Genomic DNA, 21,226 nt, shown 5'->3' with positions numbered 1-21,226 from the left:
ACTGTGGCCAGTTGTTCCACACACGCACTTTTCTGTCTGCAACGGACAGTCCGTCTCATGGGTCGTATTGCCGGACACATTTCATGGCTGGGGGCGCCTTCTCTTCACTGGGTTGCGTCTCGCTCCTGCACCGAGCGCCCTGCCCTGCGCGATGGCGTCGCCATGAGCGGACACTCGTTTGTAGACGCAGAACGCGAGCTCCTCATCACTGCCGACGCCCGCCTCGACGACCGGCGCGGGCTCTGGATGAAGCTGCGCCGCGCAACTGATCCTGCTTCCCCGCCGAGCGATCTCCGCCTCGTGCATCGCGCCTACCTCAAATGGGGCCCCCTCCTCGGGAAGCACATCCTTGGCGACTATGCTATCGCCATCTGGGATGCCTCAAAGCAGCACCTCGTGCTCCTGCGCGACATCGTCGGCATCCGCCCACTCTACTACGCGTCCATACGCGACGGAATCGTCTTTGCCTCGTCGGTCCCCGACATGCTCGCTCACCCGCGGGTCGATGCCGAGGTCAACGAAACAGCCGTAGCTCACTTTCTGGCACATGCGTCATCAGGGGGGCCTCACACCTTCTTCGAAGGGATACGCACCGTTCCGCCCGCCCATGCGCTCGTTTTCAGCGCCAAGGGGCATGTGTCACATCGGTACTGGCAGGTGGATGCGCACGCTTCGCATCCCCCCGCCAATGACGACGCGTACGCGGATGGATTGCGCACCGTGTTAGAAGCCGCTGTACGCGACCGCATGGCGCCCGGCACAACAGGACTCGCCGTAAGCGGCGGGCTCGACTCCTCGTCGCTCGCGTGCCTGGCGCATCCGCATCAGCCTGCTGGCCGCCCGTTGCCGATTTTCTCTGCTACGTTTCCTACGCTGCCCGCCGCCGCCCGCAAGCGCAGCGACGAGCGTCACTACCTGCGCCATCTTACGCAGACCGGTCACTTCGACGTGCACATGCTGCCGGTCGACCACCTCAACCCGGCCGCGGAAATCGATGATGCCGTTCGCCTGCTGGGGGGGCCGCCTCATATCTGTAACCTCTACCTGCAGCGCCATCTGCAGCGGGCCGCCCACGCAGCCGGCTGCACTGTTATGATCGATGGGTCGGAGGGCGATGTAGCCGTGTCGCATGGGCTCGGGTGGCTGGCCGAACTGGCTGCCGCGCGCCGCTGGCCTCAGTTTATCGACGAGGCGCAGGCGCTCGCGCAGCGCGTAGGCGGTGCACAGGCTCCTGCGCTGTTCTGGACGTTCGGCGCCCCCTACCTGCGCGAGCAGATCCGGGCCCACCCCGTTGCAGGGCTTCGCGCAGCCCATCAGCTGCATCGCACCCTCGGACTCTCGCGGCGCATGCTCTGGACGCGCTGCGTGCGCGGTGTAGACGAAAATCCGTCTCCTTCTGTGCTTCAACACAGCTGGATCGACCGGCTCACGAGGCCCGCTGATTCGCCCTTACCTCGCAGCGAGCGCGACGTGCATGCGCAGTCCATTCATGCAGATGACGTAGCCGTTTCGGCAGTGCTCACCGAAATCAATCATATCGCCGCTGCCGACGGACTGGAGCGCCGCCATCCGTTCTATGACCGGCGCGTGCTTGAGTACTGCGTTGCGCTGCCCCCCACCCAGAAGCTCCGCCACGGGTGGACGCGCTGGGTGCTCCGTACGGCCATGGGCGCCGACCTTCCCGCTGCCATCCGCTGGCGTGCTGGCAAGTCGAACCTGGCTCCCACCTTCAACCGCAATCTGCTGCGCGATGCCGCCGACCGCCTCGATGCCGCGCCGACCCACCCGCAGCTTGCTAACTACCTCGATCCCGAGGCGTTCGCCGAGGCGCGCGCCTCAGGCGATGCCACCACTTGCTGGCGCGTGCTCGGCCTTATGGCCTGGTTCGACGCGCTCCCCGACCTTGCCGCTTCATCATCACACGTATCGGCCGCCTCATCGCGGCAGGAGCAGTACCCAGCAGCCGATACACGTTCATCTACACAGCCCTTACCAGTCCAATGAAAAACAAACCTTCATACGAAGCCCCCAAGCTGACGACGTTCGGCTCGGTGGAGCGTCTCACTGCAAACAACGGATGCAAGAACATGTCTGGACCAGACGATGGGTATTTCATTCAAGGAAGTGGTGCCCGCTTGTCCGACTGTTCATAACGCACGCAGCTACAACCACACAGGGTAGCGGGAGGATATTAAGTGATTGACATGTGGTTTACATTCATCGCAAGCCGCTCAAACCCCCTCTGTCTTCGACATCTCCCCCTTGGCTAAGGGGGAGAAACCCGTAGGGAGAGGGGGTTCGACCAAGACAAAGCTGCGGTTTCCAATAACCTTATCATTTAGCGTTTATCCACTACCCCACATAGATACGACGCGGCGCTGACCACCGTATACTTTTTCTTGTTTCACTGCACGCTTCACTATGCACTATTACCGCGCATACGGACTCTACATCCGCTCTTCCGTGCGACTTCCGGAACTGGTACAGGTGCCTCAGAGAGACGCCGCGTTCGATCTTACCATTACGCGTGACACGCTGGCTGACGCTCCGGCATTTCTGCCGGAGCGCTCAGTTCAGATCCGTCATGTAGATCAAACCATTTACGCCCACTGGACGGGTCTCGGCACGTATGCCGCCACCCAGGGCATGCAGATCCGGTTTCGTCCGGCTGCAACAGCCACCCCTGCTATGCAGCGCCTCCCGCTTTTAGGCGTCATGATGGGTCTCATTTTGCATCAACGCCACGTATGTACATTACACGGTAGCGCCGTAGCCTTACCTCATGGGGCCGTCGCGTTTGTTGGTCCTAAAGGAGCAGGCAAGTCCACCACCGCAGCTGCCCTGCAGCACGCAGGCTACCCACTTCTGTCTGACGACGTATTGGCCCTTGCCGCACCGTCACAGTCTTCACAGTTCGGTATAGAGCCGGCTTTTCCGCAGATCAAACTTTGGCCCGATGCTGCCCGCGCCGTAGGCCAATCCCCAACTGACCTTGATGCGCTCGCCCCTCATCTACCCAAACGTGCCTGGCGTTCGCATGAGCGGTTTGCCACCCAGTCGTGCCCGCTTCATGCTCTGTATGTTCTCGGGTTCGGTAGCGAGCTTGCCATTACTCCTCTCTCTCCACGCGATGCGTTTCTCGCTGTGCTCCAGGAAACGTATGCTCCCCGCTTTGTGGGTCGCCATGGCACGGGTTCAGATCACTTCAAGACGCTCACATCGTTTGTGAACCAGATACCGGTATACCGCCTTACGCGGCCCCGCGATCTTGACCAACTCCCTGATCTCGTTGCGGCCCTGACCACCCCTCACCATGCAGATGCGCCAGTGGCTCCCCAAACTGCGCGCCGTCGGGTACCCCCCAGTGCCGTCGTTTCTTGATGTATCGCGTGTAAGCAATTTGCGTTCTTGCTTTTGGCGCTGTTTGCCCCCTACCGGGTACGGCTACCCTGAAAGAATCTTTTACAATAGCCCAAGAGGTTTTTCTATGTCTAAGAACGGCTATGCTGCTCCATCGCTTACCGTCTACGGCTCCATATCGTCCCTTACGGCTGCCGGATGCTTTAAAGGTAAACAGATCGGCTACCCCAGTGACTTCAGCTTTTCAATTGGTGGGCGTGAGTTCTCGCTCCCGATTACTGACTGCTCGTGAAGTGCACATTAGCCAGAGTTATTGCTGGGACGCGTGTGCCTGTCTTCATTCGACGCTGCACCAACCGAAACATAACCGTGCTGCTTCATGACGCGCGCCGGCCCATCGAGTCCCACCCTATGCTCTGTTTTACCCGTTGCGTTTATGCTCCAAAAGACGATGCAGCATGCGCTTATCATATGGCACGCTATCCCTGAGATGACCGTATGTTAAGTCAGACGGCATTCACGTTCCCCTTAATGCGACCACGGACTTTTTTGATGAAGACATCCACGTACTCCTCCCCCAAGCTTACAACGTATGGCTCTGTCGAAGATCTGACAGCCGCTTCAAACGACGGACGTAACGATAACTTTCCGCTGGGCGACTGCCCTCCCGGGAATGGAAGCCCGAACAATCGTATCTTTGACTGCTCGTAGATAGCCCCTGCAGCTGAGAGGTTTACGGAAAAAAGAAGTAAGCGCCGCACCGGCTTAAGAGCCCGTGCGGCGCTTCTCTTTTTGCGTTACGGCACGTTTTTAATCCAGCGGTCTCTTGATTATGATAGTGCACCACATAATAGTGCACCAATAGAAGCCCCTGGAGGTCCTTTTTACTCGGCTTTACTCGACAATCTCAATCAGCTCCGCCTCGCGAAGCTCAGCAAGTAGTGCGCGTACGTCCTGGTCTAAAACATCAGGATCTACGTCATACGTCTCTTGCAGCGCAGTGCATATCTCGCCGACGGACTGCGGCGTCTGGACAAGCGACCAGATCTGGCTGCCTACCTCGTTGAGTCCGTAGTACGTTCCATTAGCCAGGTTAAGTATTACCTCTTCTCCGGCAAGATCAGACGACACATGGTCGCTCGTCGCGCAGACGCGCGTGTCCGACGTAAACATGAGAGCGTTTTCAGGTTGTGATGTAGACATATCAGGTAGCTCTTAAGTGGATGCGGTTACGTTATCAGTTTCCCTTGCGGGCTTTGTCGTCATGTGTTACAGGTGGATACAGCCGGGCAAAGGCCGCGTCTGCGTCGTCTTCGATTAGCGGGCGACCGTCGCATTCGAGCCATGCGTGCGCGCTCAGGGCCGCCTCAGTGCGCTTCACACCAATCTGCAGATCGGTCGAGAAGCCTGCACGCGCTAACAGGTAGCGTGTGGCGAGCGATTGCGGAAGGCAGGGCCGCTCGGGCATTAGGGCGTGACTTACCAGCGCCACGGCTTCAACAATACGTCGCCTCCCACGGCGATCTGCTCTGTAGCGGGGTGCTGGCATGCTTGCGGCCACCACCCGCTGAAACGGAAAGAGACGCAGGGCCCCCCATGCCACACTCACAGCACCCAGAGCACGCAGCAGGTCGCGGCGCTTCGTCCAGTTGCTGGTGCGCCAGGCGCTCCATAGAATACGGATAGCAGTTGATGCGTACATGAGGCGATAGAAAGTAAACGAGATGTCTTGCAAAAGTGATAGGCGATCACCATTTCAGGGAGAGACCGACTCGACCACCTGGCGGGCTGCCGCTTCTTTACGTACCGGGGCGCTCGGAACCGTTTCTTGCGGCATCGTCCCCTGCAGAGCAGGTTCTGCCGGAATGTGTGGGGGCTGATCTATAGACGCCTTTCCGTTTTCCTCTGCACTGCCCAGCCAGTCACAAACGACGCGTGCCGGCCGTACGAGCAGGTAAAGCGGGGTAAGCAGCGTGGGCAGATCGGCAAACGCACGGTCGCGCTCACTTGGCTCCAGGCTGCGGCGCATATACTCCCCCCATATGGGCCACCGGTCGCGCCACCGGCGGCGTGTACGCGAAAAGAACCGTACTTGCTGTAGCCGGATGGTGCGGTCAAGCCCAGCGTCGGTGCAGAGCCAGCTTGTTTCGATGTAGTGCGCCAGTTCACCCACGACCGGATCGCGCGCAATAGCTGCGGCAAACGCATCGTGGATGGGCGTGTCGAGCCAGCGCGCGGCAACGTGCACCCCCAGCAGAAGCACCCGTTCACAGTGCAGGTCGGCTGCCCGACAGCACAGCGCCTCAGCATCCAGGTCTGGGTGGTGGTGCAGCATGTGGGCTACGTCAGCCACCCACTTCAGGCGCGCCCAGTGGTGCTTGGTGCCGTGGGCACACAGGTAGAGCAGCAGGTCGTCGGGCGCCATCGTGTAGATCGACTGCGTTCCGATCGGAGTGCGCACAGCGCGCGCCAGCACGCCGTCGGCATAGAGCGGATAGGCCAGCGTTTTGTTGATCAGCTCTGTGTGGATCTCCACGACAACCTGGTCCGCGGCCCGGCGCATCTCAATGCCTATCTGTGCTTCCAGGGCCTGCGACTCGCCTGCTTGAGAGCGGAGCGATTCGAATCCCATATCATGCAGAATCGCTTTTACCTGCGGCACCTCATGGGGCGCCACGAGCACGTCCAGGTCTGCAAACCGCCGGAAGGCAAGATTGCCGTAGTAACGCTGTGCCAACACCGCCCCTTTGAACGACACCACCCGGCACCCTGCCTGGTCGCAGCGCTGTAGGAACTGCAGCAGCACGTGCAGCCGGTGCATGTTGAAGTGCGCGGTCATCCGGCTCTGCGCGTGCAGCGTGGCGCGGGCCTCATCAGGAAACGACCCACAGTCGTGCACCTGCTGAAGGAGCATCGCTTCTACGCCGTGCCGCCGCGCCTGCGAGAGGACCACCTCCCAATCCAGGTCATAGGTTAGCAGCGTTTGGATGCGCGCGTTGCGCTCAGGTGATGTATGTGCAGCGGCACAGGCACGCACGAGGGCGATTTCGTGGGGATGCGTGTGCCACGGCGATGCTGTAGATGACAAGGTAGACCAGGACATATCTTACGAGACAGGCGATGAAATGGGGGAGGACGGAGAGGGTCTTCTCTGGAAAGCGCTGGGATCATGCCGGGGAGCAGCACGGTGCTCGGTCTGCGTCCGCCACGACGAAGCGTAGCGTCCGTCCGCATCTACCAGCGCCTCGTGCGTACCCTGCTCCACGATCTGCCCGCCCTCCATCACAATAATGTGATCGGCGCGCATGGCGGTCGTGAAGCGGTGCGTGATGATGAGAGCAGTGCGGTTGTGCACAAGATCACGGAAGCGGTCGAGCCAGGCGGCCTCGGCCCACGAGTCCATGAAGCTGGTGGGCTCGTCAAGAATAACGAGCGGCGCCTCGCGGTAGAAGGCCCGTGCCAGCGAGATGCGCTGCCACTGCCCGCCGCTCAGCTCCACGCCGCCGTCGAACTGCTTGCTGAGTAGCGTGTCATATCCGCTCGGGAGCTCCTGGATGAACGCGTCGGCTCCGGCTCCCTGCGCTGCTGTTTGTATAGCGGCCTGCTCGTCTCCGTTAAGTTCGGTGTGCACATCGCCCAGCGCGATGTTCTCGGCAGCGGTGGCAATGTAGTGCACGGGATACTGGAACATAACTGCAATGCGGCGGCGCAGCTCGGCCGGCTCGAAGTCGCGGATATCGGTGCCGTCGAGAAGAATGCGGCCTTCCTGCGGATCGTAAAAGCGGCACATCAGCTTCATAAGGGTGCTTTTGCCTGCTCCGTTTGCTCCCACCACGGCCACCGTAGCGCCGGCGGGCAGGTGCAGGCTAAAGTCGCGCAGCACCCAGGTGTCGCTGGCCGGGTACTGAAAGCCGACCTGCTCAAACGTGATGCCGTGGCGCAGCGTGTTGGGCACCGGAGCCGGGTTCTCGCCGGTGGTTTCGGTGGTCGATTCAATGTCGAGAAATGTAAAGAGGTGCTCCAGGAAGAGCGCGTCGGCATAGAGCGTGCCCAGACTGCTCAGCACGGTGCGCATAAGCCCCTGCCCCTGATCGAACGCACGGTAGAAGAGCGCCAGGTCGCCGAGCTGGGCCCGGCCCTGCAGCGCACGCGCCCCGATCCACACCAGCGCCCCGCCGGTGATGAGGAGTCCGACAAGCCCGGCCCCGAATGTAGCCAGGCTCTGGTCGCGCATCAGGCGCAGGCGGTCGGTACGAAGTGTTTTGCGCACGGCGTTGTAGGCCGACCGAAAGCGCTCGCCCAGCCCAAACAGCCGCACTTCGGCGGCCGGTATGGGATGCGTAACGACACGGTCGAAGTAGTGGGCCCAGCGGCGCTGGTCGGTGGTGTCTTCCCACCAGGTATGGTGGCGCTGTTTGTGACGTACCACCACCCAGAGCGCAGGTAACGTGCTCACAAGCAGCACCAGAGGCAGCCAGGCACTATATGGAATGAGCAGCACCGCCACCCCGATGAGCGTGATGGTGTGCTGCGCGATGGTGCCGATGCCTTGAAGCAACGAGAGCGATCGCGACGCGGCCTCGCTGTTGGCACGGTCCATCGTATCGTAGTACGCTGGCGACTCGTAGAACGCGTAAGCGACCTCGGCAGCTTTCTCGTGGATGGCTGCCTTGATGTGGTCGTGCAGCAGCTCTGCCTGGGCCGTCTGGACCCACGCCCGTACCGCGCTCAGCACCTCTATGGCAACCATGATCGCCGCCATGAGCGCTGCCGGACCCAGTACGGGCGCCGCGGCCTCCCATGAAAGTCCCATGTTGAGCGCCTCTGCGATACGGTCAACCAGAATCTTGGTCAGGTAGACAGAGGCCGTGGGCAGAAGACCTTGCAAGACCAGCAGGAGCACCCAGGCCAGCGTCCAGCCCCGCGTAGCCTCCCACGTCATGCGCAGCGCCCGCGGCACATAGGCCAGGCGCTGCTGCAGATGCCGGGCCTGCTCGGCCAACCGCTCAACAGAAAGAGACATATAGAAGCGAGGACTGCACGTGTGGATGGAACGAATCCGCGCATCCTCCTGGGCTCGGCATCTTCTGGAAACGCTCTGCAGACTGCGCGCCGCCGAGTAGCATGTCCCTGCATCGTCGGTTTCAATCGCTATAGCCAAGCTACAGCGGCTTCAACCGCCTTGCTGAGACCGGCTCCCAAACGACGCTCGCCTGCACGTTTACTTTTCAGACACTACCTAAGCCACCGGATCATACGCTGAGGCGCCTACATGGCGCTCGGTCATAGTATCGTGTAGACGGGCACCTCGCGTATCATCCATTGCTACCCTCTGGATATGGAGAACTGGATATGGAGTAGACGCGCACGCTCCCTGCATATGCTTCCCGACAGCAGCTCTTTGTGCACGTCCTGCGATTACACGCCCCAGAACACGTAGATGCCCAGCGCGGTGGCTACAGCCAAGATGAGTTGAAGGGGAGCGCCAATCCGAAAGAAATCGCCGAAGGTGTACCCGCCAGGGCCGTACACCATCAGGTTAGTCTGGTAGCCGATAGGTGTTAGCATAGCCGTGCTGGCAGCAAAGGTAACAGCCAGCACGAAAGAGAATGGGTCGGCCCCAATGAGGCGGGCTGCGTCAACAGCTACCGGTATCATCAGCACCACACTGGCATTGTTGCTTACGACTTGCGTAACAAGTGCAGTAAAGAGGTAGAACACAAAGAGCATCGCGAGGCCCGGAAGCACCTTAGCCAGGTCTACCACATAGCTGGCCAGATATGCAGCCCCTCCGGTCTCTTCCATCGCGGTGCCGAGTGGAATCATACCGGCCAGCAAGAAGATCACCGGCCAGTCAACCGAGTCGTACACCTCGTTGGGGCGCAGGCATCCGGTTGCGACCATAGCCAGCATGCCAAGAAGGGCTGTCACGAGGATAGGCATCACACCCGCTCCGGCCAGTCCCACAACTGCGGCTACAATGCCGAGCGCAATGGGCATCTTAGCTATACGCTGCTTTGGGGGCTCTTCTTCGCGCGTTACGATGAAGCGGCGATCCTGACCAAGCTGCTTAAACGCCTGATCGGAAGCCAGCACCAGCAGCGAGTCGCCTCCACGAAGCTTAAACTCTGACAGGTGGTCGTGCACCACCTCACGCCCGCGCCGAATGGCCAGTACGTTGGCCTCGTAGCGCTCCTCAAAACGAAGCGACCCGATGGTTTCGCCCATCAGATCGGTGTCGGGCAGCATCACAACCTCTACCAGGCGACGCGGCGCCTGGGGGTCGCCTTCGTCGCCGTCGGCAAGTCCTGCCGTCGTCGGCGCGATGCGCAGGTTTTCGCGCTCAAGCAGGCGCAGCAGCGTATTCCGATCGGTCCGAATCATGAGCCGGTCGTCGGGTCGCACCTCCTTCCGGGCCAGCGGCTGCGAGAATTTCTCGCCTTCGCGAATGAGATGCACAATGTCAGCATCAAGGCTCAACGCGCGCACCACCTCGCGAACCGTCTTTCCTTCAAGCTCGGAGTTCTCGCGGACGGCAACCTCGGTCAGATACTGGTCCATCTCGAAGCCTGTGGCCAGGTCTTCCTCAGGACTGATTCGCTCCGGAATGAGGTGGCGTGCCACGAAGAAGAGATACAGGAAGCCGATGACGAGCAGAATCGCCCCCAGGTGGGTAAACTCAAACATTGTGAACGACCGGTCGATCAGCCGCCCCGAAATATCGCTCGCCAGCAGGTTGGTCGAGGTCCCGATCACCGTAAGCATCCCGCCGATCATCGAGATGAATGAGATCGGCATCAGGTACTTCGACGGAGAGGTCTTGGTCTTTTTGGCGATGTCGTTTGCCATCGGAATCATCATGGCTACGACCGGGGTGTTGTTAATCATGCCGGCCGTGGTGCCAGAGAGCCCCGTGAGCATCGCAAACTGCCTCGACGAACTGTCCTTACCCCACTCCACAAACTTATCGCCCAGCCACTGGATAAACCCGGTACGCCGCACCCCCTCGCTGAGCACAAACATAGCCAGCACCGTAATCGTAGCCGGGTTCGCAAACCCCATCAGTCCGTCTTGCGGACTGATCTGCGTCCAGGGTTCCAGCACGATAAGCGCCACGAGCACGCCCATGGCGGTGATGTCAAGCGGCAACCACTCGGTTATGAATAGCACCAGCGCCGCAGCAATAATTCCGAAAACGACCAGCATGTCGATGGTCAGTTCCGAGCTTGTTGCAGCAGCTTGTATCAGCGGCCATGTCAGATCAACAAGAGATACCATGAAGGGTACACTGGTGCAGGAATGAAGACAGCAGACGAACCAGCAGCCAGGAGCTGCAGACACAAAACACGTTTCCGAAATGCACGGCGCAAAAAGAGCGTTCCACCGTTGGCATTCTATTACGATTGCCAGAGATTTCGGCATGAGCTGCTGCACGCCCTGTCAACTTCTCATGTCCATGCGGGTTAGGGCGTACGCGCCAACCGGGCTCGCTCTCCCCTTCCGCCGAACTTCTCTCGTATGACCGTCAACGTCGTTCTGCCGCTGCCGCTCGATCAGGTGTTCTCCTACGCCGTGCCGCCTGCGCTGAAGGCCGACGCCCGGCCCGGCTGCCGCGTGCTCGTGCCGTTTCGCGGACGCCGCCTCACCGGCGTTATCACCGGCGAAGGCCCCGATCCCGACGACGTGGACTTCTGGCTCCGCTCCCTCGACGATGTGCTCGACGAGCGGCCCACGTGCCCGCCCGAGCTGCTGCGGCTGACGCGCTGGATTGCCGACTATTACGTGTGTAGCTGGGGCGAGGCGCTGAAGGCCGCGCTACCTGCCGGGTTCACCGTACAGACCGAACGGCGGCTGGCGCTGGGGGAGGCGGAGGCCGCCGCCTGGCCCGACGATGACGACGCGCAATCCGTGCGGCGCGACCTGGCGGAGCACGACTCGACTACGCTGAGCGCCTTGCGGAAGCGGCTGGGCCTATCGGTTTCGCTGCAACGCATCCGAACCTGGGCCGACGCCGGATTGCTGGAGCTCACCACCACCTTGAGCGATCCCTCCGTATCCGCCAAAACCGAAACTCACCTGCAACTGGCGGGGCCGTTTCAGTCCCGCAGCGCCGCCCGCGATGCCGCTGAGTCGCTGCGTGGTGACAAGCAGAAAGCCGTGATGCGCACGCTGGCCACCGCCCACGAACAGCGCCGCGCCCCCGTGCGCCAAGCCGACCTCGTGGATGCGCTCGATGCGCCGTACAGCACCATCCACAGCCTTGTCGAAAAGGGCCTGGTGGAGCGCACCGAAGAGCGCGTGCATCGCTCGCCGCTAAGCGACCTGCCGCCGCCGGGCGATCCGCCCAACCACACGCTGCATCCAGCTCAGCAGGATGCACTGAACGCCCTCGAAGCCAAGATCGCTGACGCATCCTACCATGCCTTTCTGCTGCACGGCATTACGGGGAGCGGCAAGACGGAGGTGTATATCGCCGCGCTGAAGCAGGTCGTTGAGGCCGAACGCAGCGCCATTATTCTGGTGCCCGAAATCGCCCTCACGCCGCAGACCGTGCAGCGCTTTCGGGCACACGTGGGCGATACGGTGGCGGTGCTGCACTCGCAGATGAGCGCGGGCGAGCGCTTCGACACGTGGCAGGCGCTACGCGACGGACGCAAGCGGATCGTGATTGGCCCGCGCTCGGCGGTGCTGGCGCCGCTCGATAACCTGGGTCTCATTGTGGTGGATGAGGAGCACGAGGCGTCGTACAAGCAGTTCGATCCGGCCCCCCGCTACCACGCCCGCGATGTAGCCGTGATGCGCGCCCACATGAACGATGCCGTGTGCGTCTTGGGCTCGGCTACGCCCAGTCTGGAGAGCACCATGAACGCACGCCGCGGCAAGTACACCCGCCTGTCGATGCCCGAGCGCGTGCCCACGACCGACGGCACGGTGGCGCAACTCCCCGAGGTGGAGATCCTCGACCTTACGAAGCAGCGCAAGAAGCATCAGCTCAACGGACCGCTGTCGGACCCGATGCTGGAGGCCATCCACACGCGCATCGAGCGTGATGAGCAGGTACTCTTGCTGCAAAACCGGCGGGGCTATGCGCCCGTCATCGAGTGCGCCGACTGCGGCTGGGTGCCGCACTGCACCGACTGCTCCGTATCGCTCACCGAGCACAGCCACGGACGCCAGCTGCGCTGCCACTACTGCGGCTTCACGCGTCGCACGCCCTCGCACTGCCCATCGTGTGGATCCGACGCCCTGCAGCGCATCGGCACCGGCACGCAGCGCGTGGAGGAAATGCTGTCGCGCGAGCTGCCCCAGGCCACCGTCCTGCGCATGGACCGCGATACGACCCGACAGAAAGGCGCGCACCACGCGCTGTTGAGCGCGTTTCGAGAGGAGGGCGACATCTTGCTTGGCACGCAGATGATCGCGAAGGGCCTCGACTTTGCGCGGGTTACGCTGGTGGGCGTGGTGGATGCGGACGTGGGGATGCTCTTCCCAGACTTCCGCGCCGAAGAGCGCACGTTTCAGCTTCTTACGCAGGTCGCAGGCCGCGCCGGACGCGCTGATCTGGCGGGCACGGTCCTGCTACAGACCCGCAATCCCGACCACGCCGCGCTGCGCTTTGCCCAGACGCACAACTACAACGCCTTCGCCGAGCATGCACTAAAGGAGCGCAAGGCGCTGCGGTATCCGCCGTTTGGCAATGTGGCCTCGGTCGAGTTCCGCGCGCCCAAGCAGGAGGATGCCGAGCACCTCGCCACCCGGTGGACGAACCGCCTCCAGGAGCGCAGCGACCGCATCGACATTCTGGGGCCGAACCCGGCATTCATCCAGCGCGTGCAGCGCTACTTTCGCTACCGCACGATCCTCAAAACCACCGCTGGCCCCGGCGCCCTGCAGCGCGCCCTCCGCCACGCCCGCGATGCCTACGGCAGTCCGCCCTCGAATCACTACGTGTCGATTGATATGGATGCGCTGGATTTATTGTGATACCAACGCCGCATGCTCTGTTGGGGATGAAAGTATGGAAGCGTGAATGGGTGGATGAAAACAGCGTACCGCTTTATTCCCATTTTCAGCCTAAAACGAAAATAAGGGTGAGTTGCAGTCCAGTTATATCTTCTATTTGAGAATAGCAGGCTCTCGTATTCGCATGCAAGGTTTTACTGCAAGCGCCTATACCAGCCAGAGCAGCTTTCAGCCTGTGTCTTTTAAACGTCCACACATCCAAACATCCATTTCTCCACACGTCCACACTCAATTGTCCCACCCAACCACTTCGTACACGCCAATTTTGCGCTGGTCGGGCGTGGGGTCGAGTTCGACGTAGATGCGGTTGGCGTCGTCGCGGGCGAGAATCGGACCGGGTAGCGACAGGGCTTCTTGCTGGTTGGTATCCAGATGTCCAATAATAGCGAAATGCTCTTGCTCGCTCTTGTCGCGTTGCCGACCGTAGTACGCTGCAGTACGGTTGTGGAAGGACTGAACGACAGCTCTGTTTTCAAATCCGTAGGTGCGATGTACCCGTGATATGCGCGCCATACGTTCATAGAGGTCGTCGCGATCTCCAGCAAGCTCCATTGTGACTTCCTCTTCTGGATGTTTGAATTCCGGGTGCTCTAATCGAATGATGTCGATCCGTTCATACTCCTCAGTTGAGATATCATAGAGTTGGACATCAGGTGTTAGGTCATATCCCACAACAAGCCGATCATCTCCAACGAGATCTGCGGAACGCTCAGTAGACACGTGCGAAAATCCGTGGTACAACTCTGGAAATATGCCAAACGTGTCGATCACGTTGAGTGTGGCGTCCAGGCGGGCCATTGTCGTGTGCTCCGCGGATCGCTCCAGCCCTTGTTCGCGCGAATCAACCTGTTCGAGCGGATAGATGTACGTGCTATCAGCCAGGAGAAACGGTGTCGAGCCTGCACTCCACGAGCCTTCGGGAAGGCGATCCGTGCGGTAGAAGGTGCCTGCTGTGTCAAATACCGCGTAGCCCCGCCCATAGGACTGATTCACAATCACCGTGTCGCCGCTCACAGAAACGGTGTGCGGGTTGCGTAATTCGCCGGGGCCTTGGCCGGGAGCCCCAATATACGTTTGAATTGCACCTTCTCGGTTGAGCACCGCAACTCGGTGTCGCTGTATGTCGGCAATGTACACCCGAAACGGGTCGGTTGTCACGAATGCTCCGGTGTAACGACCGATGTAATCCTCATCGGTCTCCTGAATTGCGATGGTGTCAACAGGTATCAGCTGCCCACTCGCTGATAGCGTACGGACTTCGGGGTCTGATGAGAAATCTCCCATGCAAGCCGAAAGCACGAGAAAAGTGCAAGCAACTACGACGAAGGTCCGAATATTGTACATATTTCAGTCTATCTTGAGGGAAAAGTGCAGCCCTTGCTGAATTGCAAGGGCTGCACATACCGATCAGTACGTGAGGTGAGGAAGAATAGGCTCTGTATCATGTGGAAGTGGATTCCCAGGTGTGACAATTACTTCGCAAAGACAATCGAGAGGCTGACCTTCACAGAGGTTATCCCCAACAGTGTTAGAGCAAGGCTCTGAACTCGTTGAAACTGAAGAGGTAGTGGCCCCGACTTCTGCTGCGCCTACTCCATAAGTGGCAACCCCAACAGCCATGAGCAATGCAAGGGCCAAAAACGCCGAACTCAGGAAGTGGGCCAGTCGGCCCGATAAAGATGAATCAGTCATCGGTTTATGAGGGTTCATTGATAGAGAATACGAAGAATGGGGAAGGGATACGTCTTCGGCACCGAGCAGACAGAAGCGCTGTCCATCCGGCCCCCATGCCGATGGGTGTGGAATCAATGTCTGGAACGAAGTTTTGGACGCAAGGCGTAGGTTAAATCATTCTGGTAAACAAGCGCCTATGACACATCAAGCAGTCGGCGACGGTCGGTGTCAGATCGCTGCTCCGAGGGCGATATAATACGCGGCGTTTCGTCTCCCGAAATCAGCACGACCGCCGGGGTACGATCCACTCCGAGGGTATGATTAAACCACTCCGTCGTGTCGATGCGGGTCGGATACGGCGTAGCAAACTCGGAGAGGTAGCGCCGGGCAGAGGTCACGCCACGCTCCTTGAGCACATTGATCGCCTGCACCTGCTCATGCGAAGCTGCCAGTTCATGCCAGCGGTCCATCGCGCCCCGATTGGTGTAGCAGTCATGCGGACGATATACAAAAAAGACAATCTGATCAGCGCGAGGCGACCCCGTATTTCCAGCAGACGAGAGGGCGGCAGGCGACTTTACGGTTTCGTCTTGCATAACGATTGGAAGTGCTGCACACGATATATCGTCAACATGTATGGCGGGCGGTGCATCCCAGGTTGAGCCATCCGCGGAGTACCACCAGGCCAAAGCGGTTAGGGCCAACACCACACACCCGATGCCGACTTTGTGTAAGGGGCGAAGCATAACGTGATTTGACTGTCGTTCTTTGACACGCTTTTAACGTGAAAAAAAACGAGCGCCATGCAAGCCTGAAATGTTATCAAAATGTGAACGGAGGGCTACCGCTCATTCTATCCTACTATCTTCCACCTGTCCATTCTCTGTCTCTCTCGCTCTACATAACGCACCTGTATTCTATGAGGCGGAATTCCGCCCTCGAATCACTACGTCTCGATTGACATGGATGCGCTGGATTTGCTGTGATACCAACTCCGCATGCTCCGTTGGGTATGGAGGTATGGAAGCGTGAATGGGCGGATGAAAACAGCGCACCGCCTTATTCCCATTTTCAGGGTAAAACGAAAATAAGGATGCGCTGAAATCACCTCCGGTTTCGACCGGCTTTACCGTCAGCAGCAGTCGTTTCCACCGCGGGGGGAGGTGCTGTAACGCACCGCTGGCGATTCATACGGCCGTGCGCTCCTACTGACGTACCACTTGGTTCAGCGCTTCTTTCAACGCTTCCGGTTCGTCGGTACCCACGCGGATCGTCTCCTCTCCGCCAATGTCAAGCCTGACGGCCTGAAGGCCCGACACGTTGTACAGCCATCCGTCGAAGATATACCGAATGCCCCAGCCGTGCAAGACAGAGTTTTGAACCACCTCAACGCTGCGGATGTCCTCAAGAGGGAACTCCCGCGTCCAGAAGCCGGGGCCAAAATAGAATCGGAAGGTACGATCCGTGATCTCGGTGGTTAGTGTAGCAAAGAGGACGGTGACCACGGCGAGAAAACCCATTAGGGTAAGCCCGAAGATCCCAAGCTCGCCGTACTTAACCCTGAAGCTATAGTACATTACTACAAGCCCAACGAGACCTACCAAAATCGTCACATAGCCGATTTGCGTATGCTGGTATTTCATCTTGTTAGTTAGAGCTATTAGGTTAGAAGTTGCTGTGTTGTCAGTGCTCAAGCAGACAGTCTTACTTCGGGAACGGACTTATCTCCTGCCCCTAGAGTTTAACGCCTCATCGTTTGCGAGAAGCGAACTCGAACGGAGTCAAATGTTTCCTCGCAACCACTTACTCCCAGGTAGTCGCGTGAATTTGGAGCAGCTATTTCCTGTTATCTTGTGTGGGCAAATTTTCGAAACACATCAGTCAGCGGCTTCCATTTCAAGAAGTCAAACTGAAATGTTTGTTCGAGGGGGTGCAGGTACAGAATAAGAGCGCCTACCATAACAGTGCTGAAGGCCGGTAGTCCGACAAAAATTGCGATACCTGCATGAAGGCCAATGCCCGACCAGAAAAGATAGGGCCAACCTCGCTTATCCATGATCAACCCTGCGAAGAGGAAAAACTCTAACAGTATCGTTCCCCACGTGATTGCTGTGACGACTATCCCATGACTCAACATTGATAGAAGTACCGGTTCTGCCCACGGAGGCAAACCAAAGGCAGGGTCCGTAAACCAGTAATATATGGCTGTTCCATTTACCCACTCCTCGACGGTAACTTTTCCGGCCGCGCTATGAAAATATATGGCCGCAATCTGAATCCGTATGAGGAGGTAGGTTGCCCATCCTGTAAAGCGCCTGTACGCCGAGAAGTCTGACCAGACGCTCTTCGTTACCTGCTCCCAGTGCCACGTCCGCGGGTCGGTCAGAGTGAGAGGAATGAGCAGAAAGGTAAGAATGGCTGTGATCGCTTCTCCGCCGGTTGCGAGACTTGTCGTCGCGAAAAAGCTGAACGATACCCACCAATGCAGAACGCCCGTGATGTGGGGACGCCACCCGGACGCCACAAGAAGAAGGATCAAAACAGCCACCCACCGTGCACCGTTGAGAACACCCGCAGGCACGAGACAGAAGAGGGATATCTGTGCGATTAAGGTGCAGTTCGGCGGGTCCGGTACCCCGACCATTGGCGTAAACAGAGTATCGGCACTGTTGAAACCCAGCACGGCTGCGGTTTGCAAGGCCAGAAGCGTGCGGGCTAAACCATATACATTGGTCCACGGATTTCCGTATGTCCACTGTCGAATCTTTTTTCCGAGGGAGCTTAACATAGTATCTTGAGTTTTAGAACCTCGGAAGGCATATCGATCTCATCTTTATTCTGGCTCCAGGCCCAGGGAACAGGCTCCTGCCGTACAAATCCGATGTCTCCACAGAGCGTCGGATCGGGAGTGGTGTTTTCTAGCGTATCCGCGACAGAAACCTGTCGTAAGCATGAACCCGGAAAGGTTTCACAGGAGTCCCACTCGCCCAGTATCGCTCCCGCACGATGGAGAAGAAGAGCGTACTCGGTAAGCTGCGTTCGCGGTTTTCGGTCTAAACCAAAGAAATTTGAAGGCCGCGAATACGGACCCAATGAGGCGGATTTCCACTCACCGTCATTAGAGGTATAAAGGTGGATTCTAGGCTCTCGTGGGTCACGTGTAAAAAAAGCAAAACCCTGTGGCATCCATATCTGAACGGGACTTATGCCCTCGTCGACTAGCGATGGGGTTTGAGTCGGATTAAAGGGTGTTGCCTCGTTCGCAACAAATAGAGCGATACCTATTATAGATATTGTTGCTATGAAGCCAATCGCTCCTAAGAAGAAATCATTCATATTGCCCATTTATATTGAACTACCTCTAAAGAAGAAGGGACTGACGTACATTGGGTGGCTCACTGCAATAGTGGATACGTAATCATTACTGCGGTCTTCTTTTTCCCGAATTGGACCGTTAACCCCTTTCCGGTTCGCTGGCCCCGTTTTCTTCGGCGGGGGCAAGCTCAAGCGGGAATGACTGCCCACCTTGTAACCAAGCGCCTTCCAACGCACCCTCGTCAGTCCACTCACCTTCGAAGCGACCGTCGATTGCGTCGACCTCGAAGACGACTGTTTCTTCCTCAACTGAGACAGCAGAGATCGGAATACCCTCGGCACCCTGGTCAGGGCTGTCCATGGTGCCGATTAGCTCACCTTCCTCTCCACGCTCGACGTGAAAAATCAGGCGAAAGTCGGCCTGTTGGATCTCGAGGGTGCCTTTCCAGGAGCCTTCAATTTTAGAATCAACGTTTCCGTCTTGTGCGTGAGCAACGGTCAGAGAAGAGAGCGCTAAGGTAGCGAAAAGATTAAGTATAAAACTAAAGAGTGCAGGGCGAAAATAATGTATCATATCGGTAAGTAGTTGCTTGCTATGTGGCATGGAAAGTGGAAATAGCAGGGAGACCTGTACACTCCACAGGTCTCCCCACAGCGAATCGCTCTACGTCAATTTTCAATGTTGAGCAAGGCGTTTGACAACGAGGTCAGTAATTATCTCGCCTTGCAGGGATGCTGCCTCAGGTTCGTCCTCTTCTTCAAATTCTATGACCACATTCACGACCGCTGCCACGTTGACCACTACCACCGCGGCGGCTACAGCGGCAGCTGCCACTGCTACGGCCATAGCAAAAAACTTTGGCGAGGGCGTTGCAACATCACCTCTGATGACATCCTCAGAGACATCCAGCACCTTTGCAAGTGCGGGCACGGTTACCTCTCCAATCGACGCCAGCGCGGCTTGAACTCCAAGATGATCACCGCTTTTCATTCGATTTTCGAGTCTGTCGAAATAGCCCGGATGCTCTGACCGAATGTGACCGATAACCTCTTCGCTTAACGTATTGAGTTCCTGGTCCAATTTTCCAACCTCTTCCTCCTCTTGATTCTTCCAGGCGTCGGTCAGCTCTTGTTCGCTTACGCCTTCAATGTGCTCAGCATATTCGGCAGCGTCATCTGCCGACATGTTGTCTATCATTGTCTGGTGGTCGAGGTCTCCGAAGAGCTCCGGAATCAAACCGGTTACCGGACCTTGGGCAAAGACAAAAGCGCGATAGATGTCTTCCCCGTCGACATTCTCCAGATATACTTGCTGTTGTTCGAGCACATCGTCAGGTTGTTCGGCTGAGGGATCGACCGGCGATCCGGTGTCTCCGCACCCGATGATGAAAAAGGAGAGCGCGAAAAGTAGGGTAAGCACCCCAGTTACAAGACTACTGCGTGTAAGCATGTCACTATTAGGTCGTGTTGACAATCTCGGTTTAGTGTCGGATACTTGATGACCTTTATTTAAAGCCTCTACTTACTTCACGAGCACTCATGCACAACAACTATGCGACGCTACGCCATTCGTGACGACCAGTGGGAGCGCATTGAGCCGCTCCTCCTCGGCAAAAAGGCCGATCCCGGGCGAACCGCCGCCGACAACCGCCTCTTTATCGACGCGGTGCTCTGGATTGCTCGAACCGGTGCTCCATGGCGCGACCTGCCCGAGCGCTTTGGCAACTGGAACTCAGTATATCAGCGGTTCAATCGGTGGTCGAACGCGTAGAAATCTCTACGCTAAGGAGTATGGGAGCATGTTTTCGAGGCGCTGCAGGAGCCGGACTTGGAGTGGATGATGGTCGAACGGGCCACTGTCCGTGCGCATCAGTGCGCAGCCGGCCAAAAAAACTAATGCCACTGCCGAAGCACTCGGTCGTTCGCGTGGTGGCTTGCAAACAGGGTTTCCTCTACGAAAGTACATGCGACCGTAGATGCTTTAGGCAACCCTTTGCGTTTCATCTTAACACCAGGCCAACGAGCCGATATCACCCAGGCCGAGCCATTGGTTAAAGGCTTCAAGCCGGGGGCGGTGATTGGCGACAAGGGCTTTGACAGTGATGAGTTCATTGCATACATCGAAGCGCTTGAGGCGGAAGTAGTCATCCCTCCAAAAAAGAACCGGACAACCTGGCGTGAGATTGACACCAACTTGTATGCAGACCGGAATAAGATCGAGCGGTTCTTTGGTCGCATTAAACACTACCGGCGCATTGCCACCCGCTACGAGAAGACCGCCCGTAACTACCTGGCCTTCCTGCATGTGGCGTCCATCGTGACCCTGCTCTTGTGATTGTCAACACACTCTAGTTTAAATTAGCGTTTATAGCGAATGATAGTAGCTAAAAATTTGCAGCAATGATGAAACAGTTCATGCAGGTTTTTGGATCTCGGGAACAACTAATCAGGCACAATGCCCACTACAGCCCGCAGAACGATATCGGCACTGTCGAACTCATCTCTTGCCCCAATAATACGCTGGTTAATAATCGACAATAATGAGCCTCTATACGCGAAAGATGCCGATTTAAAAATCTGCATAGGGTGCTGTCTCATTGTGCAAACAGCATATCGTATTCCGAGTATTTATACATAGACAGTTCTACAGGACAAATTAGATAGACAAAAAAGACCATCTGATCAGCACCAGACGTCCCCGTATGTCCAGCAGACGAGATGGCGGCAGGCGACTTTACGGTTTCGTCTTCCATAACGATTGGAAGAGCAGCCCACGATACATCGTCAACATGGATGGCAGGGGGTGCATCCCAGGTTGAGCCATCCGCGGAGTACCACCAGGCCAAAGCGGTTA

The 21,226-nt window shown here is 58.1% G+C and carries 17 protein-coding genes and 1 pseudogene; 5 read left to right on the top strand and 13 right to left on the bottom strand.

The genetic code is table 11. The features are described from left to right. Window positions 1–57 precede the first annotated feature (57 nt). From PPP56_RS06135 to PPP56_RS06125, 3 genes are all read left to right on the top strand, one after another. A complete protein-coding gene (locus PPP56_RS06135) occupies window positions 58–2,004 on the top strand; it encodes an asparagine synthase-related protein (protein WP_353563154.1) in 1,947 nt (648 codons plus the stop codon). A 417-nt stretch (window positions 2,005–2,421) separates the two neighbouring features. Then, window positions 2,422–3,381 carry a phosphoenolpyruvate carboxykinase (ATP) gene (locus PPP56_RS06130; protein WP_353563153.1) on the top strand — a complete coding sequence of 320 codons (960 nt, stop codon included), beginning with the start codon at window positions 2,422–2,424 and terminating at the stop codon, window positions 3,379–3,381. A gap of 106 nt (window positions 3,382–3,487) precedes the next feature. Beyond that, window positions 3,488–3,652, top strand: a complete 165-nt coding sequence (locus PPP56_RS06125) for a hypothetical protein (protein ID WP_353563152.1) — start codon at window positions 3,488–3,490, stop codon at window positions 3,650–3,652. A 602-nt stretch (window positions 3,653–4,254) separates the two neighbouring features. Here the strand turns inward: PPP56_RS06125 and PPP56_RS06120 are convergent. The 5 genes from PPP56_RS06120 to PPP56_RS06100 form a co-directional block, all read right to left on the bottom strand. Then, on the bottom strand, window positions 4,255–4,563 hold the full coding sequence (locus PPP56_RS06120; protein ID WP_353563151.1) for a PqqD family peptide modification chaperone: 309 nt from the start codon (window positions 4,561–4,563) through the stop codon (window positions 4,255–4,257). Between the two features lie 34 nt (window positions 4,564–4,597). After that, entirely contained in the window at window positions 4,598–5,062 is a 465-nt protein-coding gene (locus tag PPP56_RS06115) for a lasso peptide biosynthesis B2 protein (RefSeq protein ID WP_353563150.1), read from the bottom strand. Window positions 5,063–5,116: 54 nt separating this feature from the next. Next, a complete protein-coding gene (locus PPP56_RS06110) occupies window positions 5,117–6,463 on the bottom strand; it encodes a nucleotidyltransferase domain-containing protein (RefSeq protein WP_353563149.1) in 1,347 nt (448 codons plus the stop codon). A 3-nt stretch (window positions 6,464–6,466) separates the two neighbouring features. Then, window positions 6,467–8,383 (bottom strand): ABC transporter ATP-binding protein, encoded by a 1,917-nt coding sequence (locus tag PPP56_RS06105; RefSeq protein WP_353563148.1) that lies wholly within the window; start codon window positions 8,381–8,383, stop codon window positions 6,467–6,469. A 395-nt stretch (window positions 8,384–8,778) separates the two neighbouring features. Beyond that, window positions 8,779–10,638 (bottom strand): SLC13 family permease, encoded by a 1,860-nt coding sequence (locus tag PPP56_RS06100; protein ID WP_353563147.1) that lies wholly within the window; start codon window positions 10,636–10,638, stop codon window positions 8,779–8,781. A 240-nt stretch (window positions 10,639–10,878) separates the two neighbouring features. On the opposite strand from PPP56_RS06100, the gene priA reads away from it, so the two are divergent. Continuing rightward, complete coding sequence (gene priA / locus PPP56_RS06095; protein ID WP_353563146.1) at window positions 10,879–13,344, top strand: replication restart helicase PriA; 2,466 nt, start codon at window positions 10,879–10,881, stop codon at window positions 13,342–13,344. 267 nt (window positions 13,345–13,611) lie between these two features. Here priA and PPP56_RS06090 read toward each other — a convergent pair whose 3' ends face one another. The 7 genes from PPP56_RS06090 to PPP56_RS06060 form a co-directional block, all read right to left on the bottom strand. Beyond that, window positions 13,612–14,667 carry a 6-bladed beta-propeller gene (locus PPP56_RS06090; protein ID WP_353563145.1) on the bottom strand — a complete coding sequence of 352 codons (1,056 nt, stop codon included), beginning with the start codon at window positions 14,665–14,667 and terminating at the stop codon, window positions 13,612–13,614. Window positions 14,668–15,251: 584 nt separating this feature from the next. Further along, entirely contained in the window at window positions 15,252–15,653 is a 402-nt protein-coding gene (locus PPP56_RS06085) for a hypothetical protein (protein ID WP_353563144.1), read from the bottom strand. Between the two features lie 609 nt (window positions 15,654–16,262). Further along, the gene (locus PPP56_RS06080; RefSeq protein WP_353563143.1) at window positions 16,263–16,577 is read right to left on the bottom strand and encodes a hypothetical protein; all 315 of its coding nucleotides are present in this window, start codon (window positions 16,575–16,577) and stop codon (window positions 16,263–16,265) included. 326 nt (window positions 16,578–16,903) lie between these two features. After that, window positions 16,904–17,845, bottom strand: a complete 942-nt coding sequence (locus PPP56_RS06075) for a sporulation-delaying protein SdpB family protein (RefSeq protein ID WP_353563142.1) — start codon at window positions 17,843–17,845, stop codon at window positions 16,904–16,906. After that, entirely contained in the window at window positions 17,839–18,243 is a 405-nt protein-coding gene (locus PPP56_RS06070; RefSeq protein ID WP_353563168.1) for an SdpA family antimicrobial peptide system protein, read from the bottom strand. The genes PPP56_RS06075 and PPP56_RS06070 overlap by 7 nt, the downstream gene beginning before the upstream one ends. Before the next feature lie 268 nt (window positions 18,244–18,511). Next, the gene (locus tag PPP56_RS06065) at window positions 18,512–18,976 is read right to left on the bottom strand and encodes a hypothetical protein (RefSeq protein ID WP_353563141.1); all 465 of its coding nucleotides are present in this window, start codon (window positions 18,974–18,976) and stop codon (window positions 18,512–18,514) included. Window positions 18,977–19,048: 72 nt separating this feature from the next. Continuing rightward, the gene (locus tag PPP56_RS06060; RefSeq protein WP_353563140.1) at window positions 19,049–19,792 is read right to left on the bottom strand and encodes a sporulation delaying protein family toxin; all 744 of its coding nucleotides are present in this window, start codon (window positions 19,790–19,792) and stop codon (window positions 19,049–19,051) included. A 132-nt stretch (window positions 19,793–19,924) separates the two neighbouring features. Here PPP56_RS06060 and PPP56_RS06055 point away from each other — a divergent pair. Continuing rightward, a pseudogene (locus tag PPP56_RS06055) lies at window positions 19,925–20,707 on the top strand (IS5 family transposase). A 259-nt stretch (window positions 20,708–20,966) separates the two neighbouring features. Here PPP56_RS06055 and PPP56_RS06050 read toward each other — a convergent pair. Then, on the bottom strand, window positions 20,967–21,226 hold a 260-nt coding region (locus PPP56_RS06050), incomplete at its 5' end, for a hypothetical protein (RefSeq protein WP_353563139.1).

The sequence above is a fragment of the Longimonas sp. genome (assembly GCF_040409695.1).
GTDB lineage: Bacteria > Bacteroidota > Rhodothermia > Rhodothermales > Salinibacteraceae > Longimonas.
This window is presented reverse-complemented; position numbering and strand designations above follow the sequence as displayed.